The sequence below is a fragment of the Arcicella sp. BE140 genome (assembly GCF_031456255.1).
Lineage (GTDB): Bacteria > Bacteroidota > Bacteroidia > Cytophagales > Spirosomataceae > Arcicella > Arcicella aquatica.
This window is the reverse complement of sequence record NZ_JAVDUE010000020.1, coordinates 35,171-56,324: the sequence shown is the minus strand read 5'-3', so window position 1 is coordinate 56,324 and position 21,154 is coordinate 35,171. Positions and strand designations below refer to the sequence as shown.

Below are 21,154 nucleotides of genomic sequence, written 5' to 3'. Positions count from 1 at the left end.
ACCATGAAGCCATTATTTAGAAAAGTTCAGGTAATGCCCGAGCAATCATTCAATGTTAACAAGGATTTTGTTCCCTATTTTTATAATCATTGGCATTATCACCCTGAAATTGAAATAGTATATATTTTTGAAGGAACTGGAACACTTTTAGTAGGGAATGGTGTAAGAAGTTTCCGTGAAAACGATTTGATAATCATTGGTCCTAATGTACCTCACTTTTTTAGAAGTGACCCACATTATTTTGAACAAAATTCTACTTTAATGTCTCGTTCAATCGTGATTCACTTCAACCCAAATTTTTGGGGTGATGGGTTCATGAAAATACCAGAGTCGATATTATTAAACGAATTATTTCAAAAGGCCAAAAAGGGATTGCTCATTGGCGGAGGGGCACGTGAAAAGGTAGGCGTTTTGATGGAAGAAATGTTAAACACCACTGGCATAGATAAAGTAATTCAGTTACTAAGTATTCTAAGCTATATAGCTAATGCAGAAGATGTAGTAGATTTATCAAAAACAGAATTTAACGTTTCGTTGGATGAATATAACACAAGGAGAATAGATATGATTTATTCTTTTTCATTGAACAACTTTGCCCGCGAAATTACTTTAGAAGAAGTAGCTGAGGTAGCTAATATCAGTGTAAATTCATTTTGTCGATATTTTAAAACCCATACCCGCAAAACATATTTTCAGTTTTTACAGGAACTCAGAATAGGGCACGCCTGTAAACTATTAGCAGGTGAAAAACTAAGTATATCGCAAGTGGCTTTTGAAAGTGGCTTTAATAATCTTTCACATTTCAATCGATCGTTCAAATCATTGATGCAGATGAAACCACAAGCTTACCAAAGATTATATAGGAAAAAGTAAATAATAGGGTAGAAAATTACCGTTTATCATAAAAATAATGCCGTCCAGAACCTAGGCTTACCGAATATCGTTTAGCTTAGAGGTGAACATCACCCTGTTTCAATCATTTAATACTCTTTCTGTTATTGTTATATAATAGCCCTTACTTCAATGAATAAATTAATTATTATTCCAATTTTATCAATGATTCTCTTGTTGATTGATTGGTACGTTTGGCAAGCCGTAAAAGTTTCCGTTCAAAATACCTCCGCTAATACACAGAACATTGTTAAATATGTTTTTTGGGCATTTACTGCTATCAGCATGTTGGGATTGTGGCTTTATAATTTTACACCACCCGAATGGCTAGGTAAAAACCTTAGAACCATTATTATGGTAGGTGTTTTTATCAGTTATATTTCTAAAATTTTTGTAGTACTATTTTTATTGATTGACGATATCATTAGATTATTCCGTTTGGTGATTTCTAAATTTACAGGTTCTTCAGAAGCTACTCCTACTACTACCACAACCGATACCCCTTCTGTATTAAATACGCCTATTACTAGGAGTGAATTTTTAATGAAGACTGCTGTTATTGCGGGCACAGTTCCTGCATTAGCACTAACATGGGGTATTATCTCTGGCGCACATGATTATCGAATAAGAAGAGTAAAGCTAGCGTTGAAAAACTTACCAAAGGAGTTTGATGGTATGACGATAGCCCAAATTTCAGATATACACTCAGGTTCTTTTTTTAATCGGGTAGCTGTAAAAGGTGGCGTGGAGATGTTGATGAAAGAAAAACCTGATGTGGTTTTCTTTACAGGCGATTTGGTGAATAACCTTGCCAGTGAAGTGCAGGAGTATATTGATATTTTCAATAAAATAAAAGCACCCTTGGGGGTTTATAGCACCTTGGGGAATCATGATTATGCAGATTATGTAAATTGGGGGCAAGATTTTAAGGCTAAACAAAAAAACCTGCAAGATTTAATGCATGCGCATAAAGTATTAGGCTATGATTTGCTGATGGACGAAAATAGATTTATTGAGCAAGGCGGTGAAAAATTAGCGATTATTGGCGTACAAAATATCAGTGGACAAAATCGTTTTCATACTTATGGTAATTTATCAAAAGCAGTAAAAGGCACGGAAGAAGCGCCTGTGAAACTATTGCTATCCCATGATCCAACCCACTGGGATAAAGAAGTAAACACAAAGTATAAAGATATTGATGTGATGTTCTCTGGACATACGCATGGTACTCAATTCGGGATTACAGTGGCAGGACAAACTTGGACGCCCGCACAGTATGTTTATAAACAATGGGGAGGATTATATCAAGAAGGAGACCAACAATTGTATGTAAACCGTGGATATGGTTATATTGGTTATCCAGGTAGAGTAGGGATGCCTCCAGAAATTACAGTATTTGAACTAAAAAGAGCTTAATATAGTAACGTAAAAAATCATCAAAAAAGCGGTCAAAAAACTAATTTTGACCGCTTTTTTGATGATTTTATATTAAAAATGACTCATATTTCATTACTTCTTGAACAATTGCTCAAAATTACTCACAGCTAAATTTAGTTGAAGAATATTATTGACATCAACATTGTTCTTCGCACTATTATTAAACTTAAATATCGTTTGTTGCATGTAACCTGCTTCAATAGCTAAAAACTTATTGAATTTATAACCAAGTCCGATTAATACACGGTTTTGGTCTAATAAATTAGTATTACCTACTTGCTCTCCTGTATTGATAAACAATTCATTATAAGTCTGTGCATATAATGTTTTATCATCCATTTTAGCATGATTTATCGGCACAGTTACTTTTATCTGATAGCGAAAACGCTCTTTATAAGTAGTCGTTGAGAAATCGCCACCATAAATAAAGCTTTTATCATTAACTGCCTGATTTTTTCCGAACCAACGGAATTCATATCGTAGCCTATGATCAATGCGTACTCTTCCCAGATTTTGTGTTAACATTACTTGCGGTGAGACACGGATTTCAGAAAAGAAAGCCGAAGGGGCACCTTCTGCGAAACGATTAGAGCCAATCCAGCCCAAAGGCATCAATGAAAAACGAACATTAGGGTTAAACTGATAATGTACCCAAGGACGAAAAACGTGTTGATTGAGGTTGTTGTAAGGGTTTCCTGTGGTGGTAGCAGCATTGTAGTCACCCTGCATATCTTCACGGCGATGTTGATTTTCTAATTGCCAAGTAAATTTCCCAGCTATTTTTCCCGAGATATTGATGTCTGTCCAACCATTCGAGATATGATAATACTGCCTTGGACTTTGGGAAAAGGATGTGTTTAACATGGTCAGCAATAGGATTGCCGACAATAAAAAGTTTTTCATTAGGATTTTCTATATTGGTAGTTGGGGTAATTGAAATGCTATAATACTTAAAAGTCATGTGATAGAACAACCTCCTCTCACATGACTTTTATATGATTGAATTATCCAATCAAAGTACGTAGTAAATAAAATATTGTGGCAGAAACCAAAATGGTAACAGGTAATGTAAGTACCCAAGCCATTACGATGCTTTTTACCGTGCCACCTTGTAGGTTTTTAATACCTTTTGATGCCACCATTGAACCTGCAATACCCGAAGAAAGTACGTGTGTGGTAGATACAGGCCATTTATATAAAGTAGATAAGGCAATCGTAAACGAAGCAACTAATTCAGCAGAAGCACCTTGTGCATAAGACAAATGTTGTTTCCCGATTTTTTCACCTACAGTTACTACAATACGTTTCCAGCCAATCATTGTTCCTAGTCCTAATGAAAGAGCAATCATCCACATTACCCAAGTAGGAGCAAAATCTGTTAAAGAAGATAAGCCACTTGAAGAAGTACCAAATGTGAAGAATGCAGGAGCCGAACCAGCAGTAGCTTTTTTCAAAGCATCTCTATCGTCTTTGCTCAACGTAACAGCATCACTTTCAGTCAATTTTTTAGAATATTTGTTGATAGAAAGAACATCTTTACGAATCTCTAATTTTTTATCAACAGATAGATTATCGTTTGTAAGGGTTTTATCATCCAAAATAACAATTAAGCCATTCGTAGCTTTAATGATTTTGTGGTATCCTTCTTTTTCAGTAGCCGATAATTTTGTTGTATCTATTTTAGTAACTATCTGCTGTACAGTATTTACTTCAGCATGTAGTTTAAAAGGATCAACATCTGTATTAATCGCAAAATATCCTGGTAAGAAAGCAATCAAAATCATCATTACCAAACCAATACCTTTTTGTCCGTCGTTACGGCCGTGGAAGAAACTTACCAATGTACAAGTAGTAAATAATATAGCACGAATCCACATTGGTGGAGGAGTATCTTTTTTGGGCTCTTTGAAAATATCTTTGTTAGAAATACCTTTCTTCATAAGGTACATCAATACAATAGCCACTGCAAAACCAAATAATGGAGATAATAAAAGGGCTCTACCAATTTCAATAGCTTTGTCCCAGTTAACTGTTTCTAAACCGGCCTTATTTTCAGGAAGCAGTGCATAACCTACACCAATACCAATAATAGAACCAATTAAAGTATGCGAAGAAGAAGCAGGAATGCCAAAATACCAAGTTCCTAAGTTCCAAAGAATGGCAGTAATCAACATCGCTAAGGCAGTTGCCATAGAGTGATAGACGTTGGGGTCGATGAGGAGCTCTGTGGGAAGCAAACCGATAATTGACATAGTAACACCCACACCGCCAGTAAGTAAGCCTAAGAAATTCATTAAACCAGACCAAACTACTGCTTGTGTTGGTTTTAACGAATTGGTGTAGATTACTGTAGCTACAGCATTGGCTGTATCGTGAAAGCCATTGACAAACTCAAAAGCACAAGCCAAAAACAAACACAGGAAAAGTAAAATGAATAGAGACGTGTCTAATCCGAACATTATTTTATTGATTTGAAGAGCAAAGAATTGCCCTAATGTTAACTTGAAAATTTACAGAAACTTTGGGTTATTAAGTAAGTTTTCAAGTATCGTGGTTTTTCATATTGGTAATTTCGCCACAAAGGTATAAATACTTAGTTATCGGAATGTTAAGGAATTATTAAATCTAAGCGAGATAGTGTTTAAATATGATTTTTTAGATTTATTTTAGTTTTTGTTGGATTTTATTGCAGGTGAATGAATCAAAAAATACTGAATTATTTTAATCTTCTAGAATATTGCCCATAAAGGTGTTTTTGAAAGCGAATGATAAAAGTAAAAATGCAATAGACCAACGCAAATAAGCATGATAAAAATCACGTACATTTCGCATTTTATTTTGTTTGATTTCTACCTTTTCTAAAAGGTTAATTTCTTCAAAAATTGTTTCTAACGACTTCGCATCTTTTGCCCTAAAGAATTTGCCTTCACTTACTTTCGCAATTTCACGAAGCGTACCCTCGTCTACTTTTTCGGTTTCATTTTTATTACTTCCTACAGCAATAGTGTACACACGAATGCTAAAGGCCTTGGCTAGTAAGGCGGAGGTTACAGGGTCTAGATTACCAGATGTATTATCACCGTCAGAAATAAGGATGGCAACTTTACTTTTTGATTCTATTTCTCTTAAACGATTGATACACATTCCTAAGGCATTTCCGATGGCCGTACCTGAGGTTTGGATAAGTTGCGACGAAATTTCATCTACATATTCATCCAACATTTCATAGTCTGTTGTTAGGGGGCATAAGGAGTAAGGCTCACCCGAAAAAATTACCATACCAATTCTATCATGTAATCTGCCTGCAATAAACTTTTTGGCTACTTTTTTGGCCACTACTAGTCTGGATGGCGGAATATCTTTGCTATCCATTGATTTAGAAATATCCAATGCAAGCATAATATCGATACCTTCTGAAAATTCTTCAGTTTCGGAAATAACTTTTTGTGGACGAGCCAACGCCAAGAGCATCGTAGCAATAGATAATATTAAAAAAATGGCAGGAATAAAACGTAAATAACTTATCCAGTTAGATTGAATATCGTTAGCAGGGAAAGAAATGTTTAATTTTTGGATAGCACCGCCACGAAGCCAACTCCTCAGTAGAAAAAGCAATGGAATAACGGCCAATCCATACAGAAAAAAAGGGTGTGCCCAATCAAAACCTAAAAGGGTAGAGGGTAAAAACCAATATTTTGAAAACCAATCTTGCATAAAAATGTAATTCGTTCAAGTTAAGAACTTTGCACCAGAACTTTTCGATGTTTTCGATAAAGAGTCTCTGCCAGTTCTTGAAGAATATCCAATGAAGAGGCTGTTTTTTTTGAATAAATACCTCCATACACTGTAGCATCAATTTCTCTGAGTGCCTCCGACAAACGAATGTCTTGTAAATTATCTAGAATCTCTTTCGTCGTAAAAGTAGTAAAGGGCTTACTTTCTAGGCGTTCCACATATTTTTTCCAGAGGATTACCGCTTTTTCTACATTTTCTAGTCCTTTTTTCTGGTCGTCAGTAGCCCTGCTCAACCTTTGAAAACTTCTTTGATACTCATCATATCGTCGCTTGAATTGAAAGAGTTTAATCTGTCTTTTGATAGGAGTACCAAAAAACCAAAACGTCAGAACACCTAAAAAACTTAGCCCAATAATAAATAGAAATATTAAGGGATAGTTAGGCTGTTGCGATAAAAGGATAACATTAGTATCCTTTTTTAAGGATAGCGTATCCATTTGTCCACTTTCAGCAATTGTACCTTTCAAGCGAACGTAATCCATAGGAGCAAATACACTCGTACAGTCCAGTTGTTCTTTGACAAAAATAGGTAAGCTAAGTTCTTGTACAGGGGTTACTTCAAATGAAATGAGGGTATAAATAGCACTATCAAGACTACCTTTTTCGTCCGTAATGGTTGGAAAGTATTCTCGAGAAACTAATTCAAAGGGGGCATAATTGAACGTAGAATCTGGAAAGAAAACATCCGCCGTTGGCTTGTGTCGATAACTCAATGCATATTTTATGGGTAAACCTACTTTCAAACTCTCACTCATGAATTTCCCTCGAGGCAATTTCCAGTAAGTATTTTGAGCATTTGTATGAGTGATTGGAAGACAGCATGTAAGATACAAGACGTAAGATACAAGACGCAAGACACTAGCCTTTGAGTAAGGTTTGGGTGTTAAGCCATAGGATTTAAGATGTAGGATATAAAACTTAATAGTATTAATACCAAAGTTGAACCTATGCTGAAACACCTGTAAAGTTTTGAAAACTTTGCAGGCAACAGTAATCTTTGATGTTTCTTTTAATGAATCTGTGAAGTTAATGTTTGAATGCTTCATTAAAAAAGGGTTCATACTGAGTTTTACAACCAATGGGTTTGTATAATCTACTTTCTTACTTTGAATAATTTTATTAGTTTAGGTACATAATTTTCGGAAGCATCAATGGCTAAATAATTGGCTCTATGTTGTTTACACACCTGTTCTACTTGTTGAGAGTTTTTATCGAAAAGTATTTTCATCCGATTTCTAAACCAACTTGACGAAGCATTTACCCATATCGTTTTACGTGTTTCAGTATCATACACTGGAATAATACCCAAACGAGGTAAATTGGTTTCTCGCTGGTCGTATAAATGAATAACGATTAAATCGTGTTTACGCGCCAACGCTTTGAGGTTTTCTTCATAACCAGTATCAATAAAATCAGACACTAAAATGACCAAACTTCTCCGTTTTAATACATTCAGCGTAAACAAAATCATCTTTTTCAGATTCGTTCCTGTAGATTCTGTTTTTAGCTTAAATAATTCCAGTATCGTTTGATAACCATGTTTTAGCGTATTGGCAGGTTTGATATACTTTTCTTTTTGGTCAGAAAAACACAATAGCCCCACATGGCTTGCCTCTTTAATGGCCGATAGTGCCAATACCCCACAAATTTCTTTAGTAGTATCTAATTTAGAACGGTCGGTTCGGCCTACATCTTGCGAGGCACTTACATCAACTACAAAAAAAACAGATTGTTCTTTTTCCTCTTTAAAGATTTTAACATATGTCCCATGCCCTTTGGCAGAAGTATTCCAGTCAATCAAGCGAACATCATCGCCGTATTGATATTGTCGTAAATCGCTAAATTCTAGACCAGAGCCTTTGAAGATAGAATGAAAATTTCCCCGCATCTGTGAAGTAACAGCCTTGCGGATTTTAATTTCATATTTATAAAGCTTGGCTAAAAATTCGTTGGGAGTCATTTATTATTATCATTCGTTGAAGCGTGCTTCAAACAAAAATCATTTCATAATTTTACTTAAAAAACTTTTACAAGTTTAAAACTAGCCAAATTCCCTGTAAATTTGAAATATGAGATTAATAATTCTGTTGATAGCAACTTTGTTGATAGCTTGCGGTTCGGAAGATAAGCCCGCAAACTTGATTGAACAAGATAAGATGGCAAAAATCTTGGCAGACATTCATGAAGCCGAGGCTAGTGTAAATAATATGCACTTGGGTAGCCAAGACTCTTCTTTGTTGGTGTATCAACGCCTACGTTGGAAGGTCATGAAAAAACACCAAACTGATACTGCAACGTTTAATGTTAGCTTAAAGTATTATATATTAAACCCCAAGGTTTTTAAAAATATTTATGAAGAGGTAAAAATAGAACTAGAAGATAGACGTAAGGCCGTGAATTCTCCTAAGCTAACACCTGTTGATACGTTAAAAAAAGCACCCGCTAATCATCCCGTGAAACAAATATGATACATTTTTTCAAGTCCTTGTATATTGCTAAAGTAGTATATTACTTTATTGTCGGGATTGTCTTTTTGTTTGTATTGGCTTTTGTATTCCCTTTCTTATTGGGTATTACACAGCTGTTTTTTATGGTGTTGATATTAATGCTATTAATAGATGGCATTATTTTATATAAAACTAAGAAAGGGATTCTCTGCGAAAGAAATGTTCCTGAGAGGCTTTCAAATGGCGATGAAAACCCAATTGCTATTTTTATCGAAAACCGTTATAGCTTTTCAATCTTACTGGAAATAATCGATGAAATTCCTTTTCAATTTCAGAAACGAGATTTACTATTTAACACGACTTTAAAATCGTCGGAAAAGCAAATTATTGAATATCAACTACGCCCGACCAAAAGAGGAGAGTACAGTTTTGGTGCGGTGAATGTATATGTAAAAAGCCCTATTCGTTTATTAAAACGTCGGTATCAGTTTTCTAATGAAAAAATGGTGGCTGTATATCCTTCTTTTCTACAAATGCGGGCTTATGAATTAATGGCGATATCCAATAGGCTTACTGAATTAGGTATCAAAAAAATCCGTAGAATTGGGCAAAGTCAAGAATTTGAACAAATCAGACAATATGTTCAGGGAGATGATATACGGAATATTAATTGGAAAGCTACGGCTCGTCGGAACGATATAATGGTGAATGCTTACCAAGAAGAAAAATCACAGAACGTATATTGCTTGATAGATAAAGGAAGGGTAATGCAGATGCCCTTTGATGGCCTATCGTTGTTAGACTACGCCATAAATGCAACGCTGATTTTATCCAACATTGCCATTAACAAACAAGATAAGGCGGGCGTAATTACTTTTTCAGATAGAATTGGACAGATTTTAGCGGCAGATAAAAGGGGTGGACAGATGACTAAAATCTTGGAATTACTGTATAAACAAAAAACAAGGTTTCTAGAAACCGACTATGAAGCTTTATACATTTACGCTAAAACCCATATTCGCCAGCGAAGTTTACTATTGTTGTACACTAATTTTGAAACGGTAACATCTATGCGAAGACAATTGCCTTATTTTAGAAAACTTGCCAAAGACCACTTGTTAATGGTTATCTTTTTCGAAAATACAGAGCTAAAAACATTGTTGGATAAACCAGCAGTAACCACCGAAGAAATATATCATAAAACGATTGCGGAGAAATACTTTTACGAAAAACAGCAAATAGTCCGTGAATTAGGTCAGTATGGTATTCAGGCATTATTAACGCCTCCTCAAAACCTCACGGTAAATACTGTAAACAAATACCTTGAACTTAAATCGAGAGGAATAATATAGGGGTACTCAGGTATCGGATTTCGGGTATCAGGTATTAATTAGTTCGATGAAAAATAAATATAAAAAAAAGCCTAAAAGTGAATTTTAAACACTTTTAGGCTTTTTTATTGATAATTAAATAGTGTATATAAATATTTAAACGTCAGCGGAAGACTGCTCTCAATCATAACGGCGGAGCATTCCTCACTCACAACTCTAAACAGCTCCCATTACATAAATAGCTCCTTTTGGCCCTGCCTCAGTAGTGCTACCGCCAGTGTTCTCCAATGAAATCGCAAAGGCTGCGGCTGTCGAGAATGACCTCATTTTTAACAATATTGAATTCCCATCAATCATCCCTGCATCAACAGGTTTGCCGTCAACAATAGCCCAAAGCTGATATTGTTTTCCAGCAGGTGCGGTTGGTAAATTGAGCCCAGATAAATATACCGATTCTCTCGTTTGGTCAAAATATACCACAGCGCTAGCAGTTGGAAAATCTTTCTGACCTGCTAAGGGAACAATTTTTACATGAGGACTTCGCAAAATCGCTACTTCTTCTTGATAATTAGCTTTTAAGGTTTGCCCTTCATGCGCTAAAATTTGATTCTGAGACTCCAAAGCAAGGACTTTCTCTTCAGAATTTCGCCAATTAGTGAAGAACCAAACATTGCCTGCAATACTTAGGGCTAAAAGCACCCATGATGCTGCCATTTGCCAAGTATTATAAGTCCTCAAGGGCTTAATATTACTTTCAGATTCTTTAGGCAATGGTAATTCAAGGGACTGTTTCCCAGTATTTTCAGTGTTAGTTTGTTCTATCGTAAGGGCTTCCATTACTCTATTCTTAAGAGTAGCAGGAGGTTCTTGTTCAAATTGAAGAGCATAATTTTCAAGCGTACCCTGTAAGGCCATCAGTTCCATCTGAAGGGCGGGATACTCTTCCACGAGGCGTTCTACCTCCGCGGATTCCGCAGGGCTGGTAACTCCTAGTAAGTAGCTTTCCAAAATACCCGATTCTATGTATTCTTGAATGTTCATTTTTATAAATGTTGATCGTGGTTGATTTCTGTGAAAGATTGATTTCTGATTGACTTGTGTTGAGCAATCATTAAATCGTTCAATTACAAATCAAAAAATCCAGTAAGGAATATCAATCCAAATTGAACAAAATACTGCCTTAGCTGTGTAATGGCAGATTTTACTCTTGTTTTAACGGTTCCCAACGGAATACCGAATTCTTCAGCAACCTCGGCTTGAGTATACCCTTTGAAATAAAGTAAATCAATAATTTGTTGATGCTCAGGTTTTAGGTATTCTACTACCTTTTTTACCCCAATAGCATCAATATCAAATTGACTTCCCCCTTGGTTATCGATGACATTTACATGTTCGTCAATATCGTGGTTTTTCTGCGAATTTTGGAATTCTTGTGAACGAATTCTATCAATGGCTGTATTTCTAGCCACATTCAGAATCCATGTAAATAATGTTCCTTTGGTACGATTATAAGCTTCAATATTTCGCCAAATCTTCACAAAGGTGTCTTGCATGACGTCAGCGGCTACCTCTTCTGAGCGAACTATCTTCAGAATAACGCCGTAAAGTGCTGATGAGTAATTATCATACAAGATGGAGAATCCTCGCTCATCCTGACTTTGCAGTAAGGCAACGAGCGCTTCTTCAGCTATAATGGTTTTGCGTTTAGACATGAGTGTTTGCTTCTCAATGAATGTAAGATGATGTGAAGAATAACTTCTCTTAATGTAACAACAAAATAGTAGTTATGTTTAAGGAAGTTTTTTCATACTTTACCTTCTTATAAAAGGGCTTAATAAAGATAATGGGATTATTCCAATATTCTATGATTGAAACAATGTGTGTTTATAAAATTAATCTAATGGTTTAATAATCATTCATTTATATGAAAATGTTACGAGACAATAATACATTACTGTTTTACGCTTACTTAAATAATTAGAAAGGTAGCGTGGATAATTGGGAAGACGAGTGAAGAGAAATAAGCGTTTTGAAAACAAAGGACTTCCAAAAAGAAAGCCCTTTGTACATTACCCATTATTAAACCACACCTGTCTATTAGGCGTGAAGAAAGTATTCATAACTAACTTCATACCTTTTAGATAAGGGATTACATTTTGGGTAATACTACGGCATCTAACACATGAATTACACCATTCGACTGATAGACATCATATGTACTAATGTTTGAAGTGCCTCCATTTTCATCTTTTAACATGATATTATGAGACCCATTCATCATTGCATATAATTTGCCACCACTCACAGTGTTTAATGTAGCAGTTCCGTTGCCGGCCTTAATAGCTTTTGCGATTGCATTGAAGTCTAACTTGCCTGCTACAACATGGTACGTTAAAACTTTCACTAAGGTTGCTTTGTTCTCTGGTTTTAATAAATTTTCTACTGTTCCCGCAGGTAAATCTTCAAAAGCGTCGTTTACAGGAGCAAAAACTGTGAAGGGTCCTTTCGTTTGAAGAGTACCTACTAAATCGGCTGCTTTTACTGCGGCTACTAAAGTAGTATGTACTTTAGAATTAACTGCATTTTGAACAATGTTCTTGGCGGGTAACATTGCCTCTTGACCTACAGTAACATTTTGAGCTTTTGATGAGAATGCAGTAGCACTACAATAAGCTATTCCTAATACTAATATTAACTTTTTCATTTTAACTGGCGGTTGTTTAAGTTATTGTTTCTAAACATTTCTAAACAGATTTACGCAAGCAATAACGTTTTGGATTTATTAAAGCACTTAAAAAACAAAAAAGGCGTAAACATTGCTGTCTACGCCTTTTTTCTAAAATTTTAGAAAATCTTATTTTGTCGATTTCTTTTTGGCTGGAGCTTTTGCAGGTGCTACAGGAGCAGCAGCTTCAGCAGGAGTACCTTTTGGAACTACTTCGCCTTTGAATGATAATACTATTTGAGGAGTCTCTGCATTACTAATGACAGTAACTGTTTTTTGAAAAACACCACTTTTGCCAGCCGAGCTAAATGCTGCTGTCACCTTACCAGTTTTACCAGGCATTACAGGCTCTTTAGTCCAGTCTGGTGTTGTACAACCGCATGAAGGAGAGGCATTAGAAATAACAACTGGAGCAGTACCTGTATTTGTAAATTCAAAAACGTGAGTAGCTACAACGCCTTCTTCTATTTTACCAAAATCATGAGATTCTGATTTGAATTTAATCACTCCTTGAGCATTAGCAAAAGAAGCAACAAATACCAATGCAAAAACGAAAAGTAATTTTTTCATATTAGCTTTAATAGTTTTGTTTTAAAATGATGTTAAAATAAATGTGAAAATTATTATAATTATAACAAAGTGTTAAACGATGCTTTAAAATGAAAATTTTGATTAATTTAATAAAAATTAACCTTAATTCACAAAACAAAAATAAAGTCTTATAGATGCTTTACAAAATGTTTTATAGGTTTTAACAAATCATTAACAAGGGTATAAATTACTTTGTTGAAAGCTTTACATTTGTTACCCTAATTAATTTTTGTTATTTTTGGTACTGAAACTTGTATATTATCGTTCATTTTTACCCATCTCACTGTCTTGGAAAACACACTTCTGTCAGAAACAATAGTATTTACCAAAGAATCAGTCTTGACTGATTACAAGGTTGCTCGCATGAGTCGTGAGTGTAGCCTTATTGTAAGAAAGGAAGTTTTTGCAGGGCGTGCTAAATTTGGAATTTATGGTGATGGTAAGGAGCTTTGTCAACTGGCTTTAGCTAGAGCAATGAAAGCAGGAGACTTTGTTTCAGGATATTATCGTGACCAAACCATTGTAGCCGCAGTTGGCGATATGACTTGGACGCAATACTTCTCTCAATTATACGGACATCCAGACATTGCATTCGACCCACACACAGGAGGAAGAGCCATGAATAATCATCATGCAACCCGATGGCTAGATGAAGAAGGAGAGTGGGTGGACCAAACAAAATTATTTAATTCTGTCGCAGGTGTTTCTTCAACCGCTGGGCAAATGCCGAGGGCAGTGGGGTTGGCATATTCTTCAAAATTATATAGACAACTACCAGAACTTCACGAAATTTCAGAAAAATTTACCCGTAATGGTAATGAAGTATGCTTCTCTACTATTGGAGATGCTTCTACCTCAGAAGGAATGTTCCTTGAATGTGTGAATGCAGCAGGGGTGTTACAAATTCCTTTGGTGATGTCAGTATGGGATGATGGCTTCGGTATATCTGTTCCTTCTGAATATCAAACAACAAAATCGTCTATCTCCAAAGCTTTGGCTGGTTATCAAAGAAATGAAGATGGGGCTGGCATAGAAATTTTTACGGTAAAGGCTTGGGACTATGTCGCTTTGATGGAAACATATCAAAAAGCAGCAACATTGGCCAGAGAATACCACATTCCGTCTTTAGTACATGTAGAAGATGCTACACAACAGCAAGGTCATTCTGCCTCAGGGTCACATGAAAGATATAAGTCTGCGGAAAGACTAAAATTTGAAGTGGATTTTGATTGTAATTTAAAATTCAGAGAATGGATTATTGCTGAAGGAATTGCTACTGAAGCAGAGTTGGAAAGCATTGATAGTGAAGCAATCAAAGAAGCGAAAGCATGCCAGAAAGCTGCTTGGACTGCTTATATGAACTCGATAAAGCCAGAAAGAGAAGATTTACTTTCTTTGTTATACCAAGCTGCTGCTGAAAGTGAAAATGGCGTTGAGATTAAAAAAATAGCGGAGGAATTACGCAAAGCTGTTAATCCAATTCATCATGAGAATGTAGTAGCCGCTAGGAAAGCACTGAGAGCTTTACGATTGGAAAATTCTTCTACTAAGCAAGGATTAAAAAAATGGCTTGAAGAAACTGATGCTAAGAATGACCAACGATTTAATTCTAGTCAGTTCAGTATTTCGAAATATTCGCCATTAAAAGTACAAGAAATTAAACCAGAGTATGGAATTAATTCCCCACTTTTAGATGGAAGAGAGATTTTAAATAAAAATTTCGACCATTTGTTCAGTACAAACCCCAGAATTTTTATTTTAGGTGAAGACGTGGGGAAAATTGGGGACGTAAATCAAACATTGGCAGGTTTACAAGAGAAATTTGGAGAGTTGAGAATTACAGATACTGGAATCAGAGAAATGACCATAGTAGGTCAGGGAATTGGTGCCGCAATGAGAGGGCTACGTCCAATCATTGAAATACAGTATCTCGATTATATATTTTATCCTTTTGCTACTTTATCAGACGATTTAGCGTGTTTGCAGTATAGAACAGTAGGAGGACAAAAAGCACCCTTGATTGTTAGAACAAGAGGACACCGCTTAGAAGGAATTTGGCATTCAGGCTCGCCCATGTCGGTTTTATTAGGTGGCTTAAAAGGAATCCATTTGTGTGTGCCAAGAAATATGACACAAGCAGCAGGAATGTATAATACATTATTAAGTTCGGATGACCCAGCAATCGTCATTGAATGTTTGAATGGCTATCGATTGAAAGAAAAATTGCCAGTCAATCTGTATGAAACAAAAGTACCATTGGGTGTGCCAGAGGTAATTCGTGAAGGAAGAGATATTACAATTGTTACTTATGGTTCAATGTGCAGAATTGTGATGGAGGCCGCTCGCCAATTAGAAAACATGGATATTTCTATAGAGGTAATAGATGTACAGACACTGATGCCATTTGATATTTCGCATAAAATTGTTAAATCGATTAAAAAAACAAACAGAGTAATATTTGCTGATGAAGATATGCCAGGCGGAGGTTCGGCCTATATGATGCAACAAGTAGTGGATGGACAAAATGCCTACAGGTATTTAGATGTCAAACCAGTTTGTATGGCGGCTGTGCCACATCGACCAGCTTATAGTTCAGATGGTGACTATTTTTCTAAACCAAACGTTGAGAATGTAGTGGATACGGCCTACCAATTGATGGCTGAATGTTATCCTACAAAGTTTCCAGCTATTTATTAAAGATTTTTGTACTGTGATACTTTTTTATATTTAGAAAAATAGAAGAATTAACACTTTTTCCACTTTTTTGGGTACTTAATTGCCTTTTAATAAATAATGTGAAGGTTTTAAGTTATTTTTTTTAATTTCGTATGGTTTTTTCAAACTTTTAGAAATTTTCATAGTATAATGATTAGTTTCATTAGGGTATGAATAGACTTTTCTAATTGCTTGATAACAATAACCTTAATTAAATTACATTGAACCCCTTACGAAAAATTAAAAAATGGATTTGGCCAACAGTACTAGCTATAGTCTTACTGTTGATTGTAATTTATGCTGAAAATGTTCATCATCATCAGAAATGTAAGAAGATAAATGTAAGAATTGAAGGGGCAAATGAAAGTAAATTAGTGACGGCTAATGAAATATTAGCCATTGTTAGCCCAAATGTAGTGGATAGCCCAGAGGGAAAACCTTTTGATAAGATTGATTTTAAGAAAATAGAAAAAAAAGTTAGTTTAAATAAATTAGTAAAGTCGTGTCAGGTTCACCGAGATTTAAGTGGAGAAATGACAATAGATATTGTAGAACACACACCACTCGCCCGAGTATTATTTAATAAAGGTTCAGATAGTTACGTAACAGAGAAAGGCGATTTTATCGGTATTTCTCAGCATTTTACTCCCAGAGTTTTACTGCTTTCGGGAGGGTATTTTGAAAAAATACAAAATTTAAAAGAAATAAAAAGTAAACCTATCTTAGAACTAATCAATGCAATCAATGAGGATACTTTTTGGAAAGCACAAATAACACAATTAATCGTTGAGAAAGATGGTGGGATTACAATGGTGCCCGAAATAGGGAATCATGTGATAGAATTTGGAATGGGCATTGATATTGAAGCAAAATTTAAGAAAATTAAAATTTTTTATAAGGATATTTTGCCCGTAAAAGGGTGGGATACCTATCATAAAGTAAGTGTAAAATACAGAAATCAGATTATTTGTGAGTAAAAATGGCATTTTACCATAAGCTTTATTATTCGGTAAATAATTATTCAATAAGAGTAGTTACCTTAGGTGGCTTATTGGGAAAGTTTATTGTGGAGCTATTTTTTTATCACAAATTATTTAAATTCTACCTTCCATGAATGAAATAATCGTTGGACTTGACATAGGCAGTAAGCAAGTAAGTGTTGTTGCTGGCAGACTTGACAGTTTGGGCAAGTTGGAGATTCTTGGTTTGGGTAAAGCCGACACCACTGGAAGAGTCTCCAAAGGTGTCGTTTTGAATGTCAATAAAACAATAGAAGCAGTTCAGTCTGCTATTGAGCAAGTTGAAAACCAAGCTAACATTCATATCAGAGGAGTTGTAGCCAGTATCGCTGGTCCCAACATACATAGTTCAAAACATAAGGCTGGTATTACCAGACAAACTCGTGGTGAAGAAGTAACTGTTACAGATGTAGACCAAGTTGCCAATGATGCCCAGCGAACTTTTATTTCGCAGGGGAATGCTATTGTTCATAATTTACCTCAGGAATATTCTGTAGACTCTGCCAATGGTATTCAAGAACCAGTAGGTATTAGTGGATTAAAATTGCAAGGCGAATTTTTAATGATTGTTTCGCCACAAGCTGAGTTAGATAAAACAAAACGCTGTATTGAACGCTCAAAAGATAAAATGGAGATTGAAGGTGGATTGGTTTATTCTCCTTTGGCTGCTTCATTGGCTGTATTGACAGAACAAGAAAAGAAAACAGGCGTTGCACTAGTTGATATAGGAAGTGGAATTACAGAAATCGTAATTTACTATAAAGGAATAGTTAGGCATGTCGCAGTACTACCATTTGCTGGAGATTCAGTTACTACTGATATTGAACAGGGATGTGGCGTATCTGTAGAACAAGCAGAACAATTGAAAGTGAAATTTGGGTCGGCTATTGCGGAAGAAGTAGCTATCGAAGAGGTAGTTTCTATCCCGAGTGCTAATGGACGTAAGCCTAAAATAGTTTCGGTAAAAAATATTGCCATCATCATTGAAGAAAGACTCAAAGAAATTATGACATTGGTCGTAGCCGAAATCACTCGTTCGGGCTACTTAAATAGAATCAACTGTGGTATTGTTATCACAGGAGGTACTGCGCAAATGCCATATATCGATCAACTTTTTGAAAGAGTAGCGCAAAGAGACGTAAGAATCGGTTATCCAAACGAAAACTTAGGAAAATCATTTACTGAAGAAATTAAAAATCCAACCTATTCTACAGCCGTAGGCTTGGTTTGGAAAGGAATCAGAGAAATAGACGAGCGCGAAGAAGGCTATAAAATCCTTAGAAAAGATGCGCCTGTAATTATACCAATCGTCCCTATCAATAATAATACTGGTATTAATAAAAACGGTAGAGAAAATACCAAAACTGCTGAAACCAACGGAAAGAAAAGCTCTTTGGGCTTTTTTGGAAAATTGAAGCAAGCGGCAAGTAGAATTATTGGAGAGGATTTGGGGGATAATGATAAATACGAGTAGTAAAATAATCCTTGCTACTCATATTTATCATTAACATCATATTTTAGAATTGCTCGATACCTCCGAAAAAGAAGAATCCTTCTATTGATGCATTCTCATCTGAATCAGAACCATGTATAGCATTTGCTTGAACTGATTTAGCAAAAGCTTTACGAATAGTCCCTTCTGCTGCATTAGCAGGGTTTGTTGCTCCTATTAAAGTACGAAAATCTAATACTGCATTTTCTTTTTCCAAGATGATTGGAATAATTGGCCCCGACGACATATAGTCGCATAATTCACCATAAAAAGGTCTTTCAGCGTGAACTGCATAAAACTCTCCTGCTCTTTCCTTAGTAAGTAGCGTTTTTTTGATAGCTACAATACGGAAACCAGCTTCTTCAATCATTTTAATAATTGCTCCCGAATTACCTTCAGCTACTGCATCGGGCTTAATCATTGTAAAAGTTCTGTTAGTTGCCATATTTTGGATTTATGAAATGTGTGGAATGTAATTTTGAAGTCATTGAAATGCATTAAATCTTATTAAAAAGTTATAAAACTGATTTTAAATAGATTATTTCTGCAAAATTACGACAAAGCTGTAAGGTTTTAGAAACCTTGCAGCTTTTTTTGTGGAGAATTCTCGCTAACTTTGCTATTCATTTTTAGAATAAAACATAATATCCTGATAATCAATCGTATATAATGCAAAATCTTGAAGCCTTTCGTGAGTTGATAAATACGCCCAAAAAAATTGTAATTACAACCCATTTTAAACCCGATGCAGACGCACTTGGGTCATCATTAGGACTAGCAAGATATTTAAAAAAGAAGGGACATCAAATTACAGTAATCACGCCATCTGATTACCCTAAATTTTTATTTTGGATGCCTAACAATGAGGAGGTCATCAATTATGAAGATTATAAATTAAGAGCAAAATCTAATAAATTAATTGCTGAGGCTGAAGTAATTTTTTGTTTAGATTTCTCGGCACTATCGCGTATTGAAAGTATGACCGAGCCTGTTAGGCAGTCGCAGGCAATCAAAGTGATGATTGACCATCATACTTTTCCTGAAGATTTTGCCCAGTTTAGTTATCATGATACCAATGCCGCTGCTACTGCACAGTTAATATTCCAGTTAATTGTTCTTTTAGGAGACGAAGCTTTGTTAGATGTGGCTATTTGTGAATGCTTGTATGCAGGAATAATGACAGACACTGGCTCGTTCCGTCATCCAAGTACTACGCCAGCCGTGCATAGGATTGTAGCAGACATTATGGAAATAGGCGTTAATACCAATCTGATTCACCGTAGAATCTATGATAGCACTACTGCCGAACGCTTAAATTTCTTAGGCTATGTACTTTCTGAAAAACTAGTAGTGTTGCCAGAATACAGGGTTGCCTATTTTACTGTTACCGAAGAAGAACTAAAGCGTTTTAATTCACAAACTGGCGATACGGAAGGCATTGTAAATTATGGTTTACAAATTGAAGGAATGGTGATGTCGGCTATTATTGTAGATAGACCAGAAGCTGTAAAAATGTCTTTCCGTTCTGTGGAAGAGTTTGCTGTAAATAAAATAGCTTCAAAATATTTTAGTGGCGGAGGACACAAAAATGCCTCTGGCGGAAAAACTACAGGGATTGGTTTAGACGCAACCGTCGAAAAATTTATTAGTATATTACCAGAGTATCAATCAGAATTATTGGCAGTACCCCTTTAAAAATAAAAACTCTTGTTGAGTCATAAAACAAAAATAAAATCAATAAAATCAAACAAAATGTTAAAAAGAATCAGTGTTGTATTGTTTGCTGCCAGCATGATGGTTGCATGTAACAAGAATCGTGTAGAAGTAAAAGACGGAGTGAAAATCCAAATTCATAGTCACGATGACAAAGCAAAAAAATTAAAAGACGGAGATATCATTTCGTTTACTGCTAAAATTCAAAACTCAACTGATTCTGTTCTTCAAGAATCTCCAGCTTCTCAGCCAGCACGTGCCATGTTACAACCTGCTGGAGTATCAGGTTTCAAAGGTTCTTTTGAAGATGGATTACGCTTACTTTCAGTAGGAGATAGTGCAACAATTTTTGTTCCTGTAGATTCTTTGGCAAAAGGTGGACAACAATTACCTCCATTCTTAAAGAAAGGTTCAGATTTAAAATATACAGTTAAAATCTTGAAAGTACAGTCTAAAGCTGAATTTGAAAAAGATATGGCTGCTGACCAAGCAAAAGCAAAAGCTGAGGCTGAAGCACGTAAAGCTAAATTGCCTGAATTGATGGCTGACTATGTTAAGAAATCTGGATTAGCATTCAAAACTACTCCATCAGGTTTACAATATGTCATTACAAAAGAAGGTACTGGCGAAACACCAAAAACTGGTGATGTTTGTAAATGTATGTATGTAGGCAAGTTTTTAGATGGAAAAGTGTTTGACCAAAGCCCAAGCCCATTAGATATGCCTATCGGTGGTATGATTCCTGGCTTCAATGAAGCATTGTTGATGATGAAAAAAGGCGGAAAAGGTACTTTCTTGATTCCTCCTCAAATAGGATATGGCGAAGCTGCTCAAGGTCCGATTCCTGCAAACTCTGCTTTAGTATTTACTGTTGAAGCAATCGATTTCAAAAAAGGAGGACAATAGCCCTTACAAGAAGGTAAGTACGAAGGACAATGAAAAGAAAAAATTAAAAGCATAACCCAATGAGGCTTGTTTTTAATTTTTTCAAAGATTTT

The 21,154-nt window shown here is 35.6% G+C and carries 19 protein-coding genes; 9 read left to right on the top strand and 10 right to left on the bottom strand.

From position 1 onward, the window contains the following. Positions 1-3 precede the first annotated feature (3 nt). Together J2Y60_RS21665 and J2Y60_RS21660 are read left to right on the top strand one after the other, a co-directional pair. Positions 4-873 (top strand): AraC family transcriptional regulator, encoded by an 870-nt coding sequence (locus tag J2Y60_RS21665; RefSeq protein WP_309921777.1) that lies wholly within the window; start codon positions 4-6, stop codon positions 871-873. A gap of 150 nt (positions 874-1,023) precedes the next feature. Then, positions 1,024-2,307 carry a metallophosphoesterase gene (locus tag J2Y60_RS21660; RefSeq protein WP_309921780.1) on the top strand — a complete coding sequence of 428 codons (1,284 nt, stop codon included), beginning with the start codon at positions 1,024-1,026 and terminating at the stop codon, positions 2,305-2,307. Positions 2,308-2,400: 93 nt separating this feature from the next. Here the strand turns inward: J2Y60_RS21660 and J2Y60_RS21655 are convergent, their stop codons facing one another. From J2Y60_RS21655 to J2Y60_RS21635, 5 genes are all read right to left on the bottom strand, one after another. Further along, entirely contained in the window at positions 2,401-3,231 is an 831-nt protein-coding gene (locus J2Y60_RS21655) for a DUF2490 domain-containing protein (protein ID WP_309921783.1), read from the bottom strand. A 101-nt stretch (positions 3,232-3,332) separates the two neighbouring features. Then, on the bottom strand, positions 3,333-4,787 hold the full coding sequence (locus J2Y60_RS21650; RefSeq protein ID WP_309921788.1) for an inorganic phosphate transporter: 1,455 nt from the start codon (positions 4,785-4,787) through the stop codon (positions 3,333-3,335). A 262-nt stretch (positions 4,788-5,049) separates the two neighbouring features. Further along, positions 5,050-6,042: a VWA domain-containing protein gene (locus J2Y60_RS21645; RefSeq protein ID WP_309921791.1), complete on the bottom strand. Its 993-nt coding sequence runs from the start codon at positions 6,040-6,042 to the stop codon at positions 5,050-5,052. Between the two features lie 20 nt (positions 6,043-6,062). Then, a complete protein-coding gene (locus J2Y60_RS21640; RefSeq protein ID WP_309921793.1) occupies positions 6,063-7,184 on the bottom strand; it encodes a hypothetical protein in 1,122 nt (373 codons plus the stop codon). 32 nt (positions 7,185-7,216) lie between these two features. Then, on the bottom strand, positions 7,217-8,083 hold the full coding sequence (locus tag J2Y60_RS21635) for a DUF58 domain-containing protein (RefSeq protein WP_309921796.1): 867 nt from the start codon (positions 8,081-8,083) through the stop codon (positions 7,217-7,219). A gap of 109 nt (positions 8,084-8,192) precedes the next feature. On the opposite strand from J2Y60_RS21635, the gene J2Y60_RS21630 reads away from it, so the two are divergent. Continuing rightward, positions 8,193-8,591 carry a DUF4296 domain-containing protein gene (locus tag J2Y60_RS21630; protein ID WP_309921799.1) on the top strand — a complete coding sequence of 133 codons (399 nt, stop codon included), beginning with the start codon at positions 8,193-8,195 and terminating at the stop codon, positions 8,589-8,591. Next, positions 8,591-9,922 carry a DUF58 domain-containing protein gene (locus J2Y60_RS21625; protein WP_309921977.1) on the top strand — a complete coding sequence of 444 codons (1,332 nt, stop codon included), beginning with the start codon at positions 8,591-8,593 and terminating at the stop codon, positions 9,920-9,922. Before J2Y60_RS21630 ends, J2Y60_RS21625 begins: the two co-directional genes overlap by 1 nt. 195 nt (positions 9,923-10,117) lie before the next feature. On the opposite strand, the gene J2Y60_RS21620 is transcribed toward J2Y60_RS21625, so the two are convergent. The 4 genes from J2Y60_RS21620 to J2Y60_RS21605 form a co-directional block, all read right to left on the bottom strand. Next, complete coding sequence (locus tag J2Y60_RS21620; RefSeq protein WP_309921802.1) at positions 10,118-10,942, bottom strand: anti-sigma factor; 825 nt, start codon at positions 10,940-10,942, stop codon at positions 10,118-10,120. A gap of 83 nt (positions 10,943-11,025) precedes the next feature. Beyond that, positions 11,026-11,613 (bottom strand): sigma-70 family RNA polymerase sigma factor, encoded by a 588-nt coding sequence (locus tag J2Y60_RS21615; protein WP_309921805.1) that lies wholly within the window; start codon positions 11,611-11,613, stop codon positions 11,026-11,028. A 437-nt stretch (positions 11,614-12,050) separates the two neighbouring features. Then, positions 12,051-12,605, bottom strand: a complete 555-nt coding sequence (locus J2Y60_RS21610; protein ID WP_309921808.1) for a fasciclin domain-containing protein — start codon at positions 12,603-12,605, stop codon at positions 12,051-12,053. 150 nt (positions 12,606-12,755) lie between these two features. Next, on the bottom strand, positions 12,756-13,196 hold the full coding sequence (locus J2Y60_RS21605) for a DUF1573 domain-containing protein (protein ID WP_309921810.1): 441 nt from the start codon (positions 13,194-13,196) through the stop codon (positions 12,756-12,758). 309 nt (positions 13,197-13,505) lie between these two features. Here J2Y60_RS21605 and J2Y60_RS21600 point away from each other — a divergent pair, with 309 nt between their 5' ends. From J2Y60_RS21600 to ftsA, 3 genes are all read left to right on the top strand, one after another. Beyond that, complete coding sequence (locus J2Y60_RS21600) at positions 13,506-15,914, top strand: thiamine pyrophosphate-dependent enzyme (protein WP_409014241.1); 2,409 nt, start codon at positions 13,506-13,508, stop codon at positions 15,912-15,914. 239 nt (positions 15,915-16,153) lie between these two features. After that, positions 16,154-16,909 carry an FtsQ-type POTRA domain-containing protein gene (locus tag J2Y60_RS21595; protein ID WP_309921813.1) on the top strand — a complete coding sequence of 252 codons (756 nt, stop codon included), beginning with the start codon at positions 16,154-16,156 and terminating at the stop codon, positions 16,907-16,909. Between the two features lie 133 nt (positions 16,910-17,042). Then, the gene (gene ftsA / locus J2Y60_RS21590) at positions 17,043-18,425 is read left to right on the top strand and encodes a cell division protein FtsA (RefSeq protein ID WP_309921815.1); all 1,383 of its coding nucleotides are present in this window, start codon (positions 17,043-17,045) and stop codon (positions 18,423-18,425) included. A gap of 43 nt (positions 18,426-18,468) precedes the next feature. Here the strand turns inward: ftsA and J2Y60_RS21585 are convergent, their stop codons facing one another. Then, a complete protein-coding gene (locus tag J2Y60_RS21585) occupies positions 18,469-18,888 on the bottom strand; it encodes a nucleoside-diphosphate kinase (protein ID WP_309921818.1) in 420 nt (139 codons plus the stop codon). A 224-nt stretch (positions 18,889-19,112) separates the two neighbouring features. Between J2Y60_RS21585 and J2Y60_RS21580 the strand changes: the two genes are divergently transcribed. Then, entirely contained in the window at positions 19,113-20,138 is a 1,026-nt protein-coding gene (locus tag J2Y60_RS21580) for a bifunctional oligoribonuclease/PAP phosphatase NrnA (protein WP_309921821.1), read from the top strand. 57 nt (positions 20,139-20,195) lie between these two features. Next, on the top strand, positions 20,196-21,062 hold the full coding sequence (locus tag J2Y60_RS21575) for an FKBP-type peptidyl-prolyl cis-trans isomerase (RefSeq protein WP_309921824.1): 867 nt from the start codon (positions 20,196-20,198) through the stop codon (positions 21,060-21,062). The last annotated feature ends 92 nt before the right edge of the window (positions 21,063-21,154 follow it).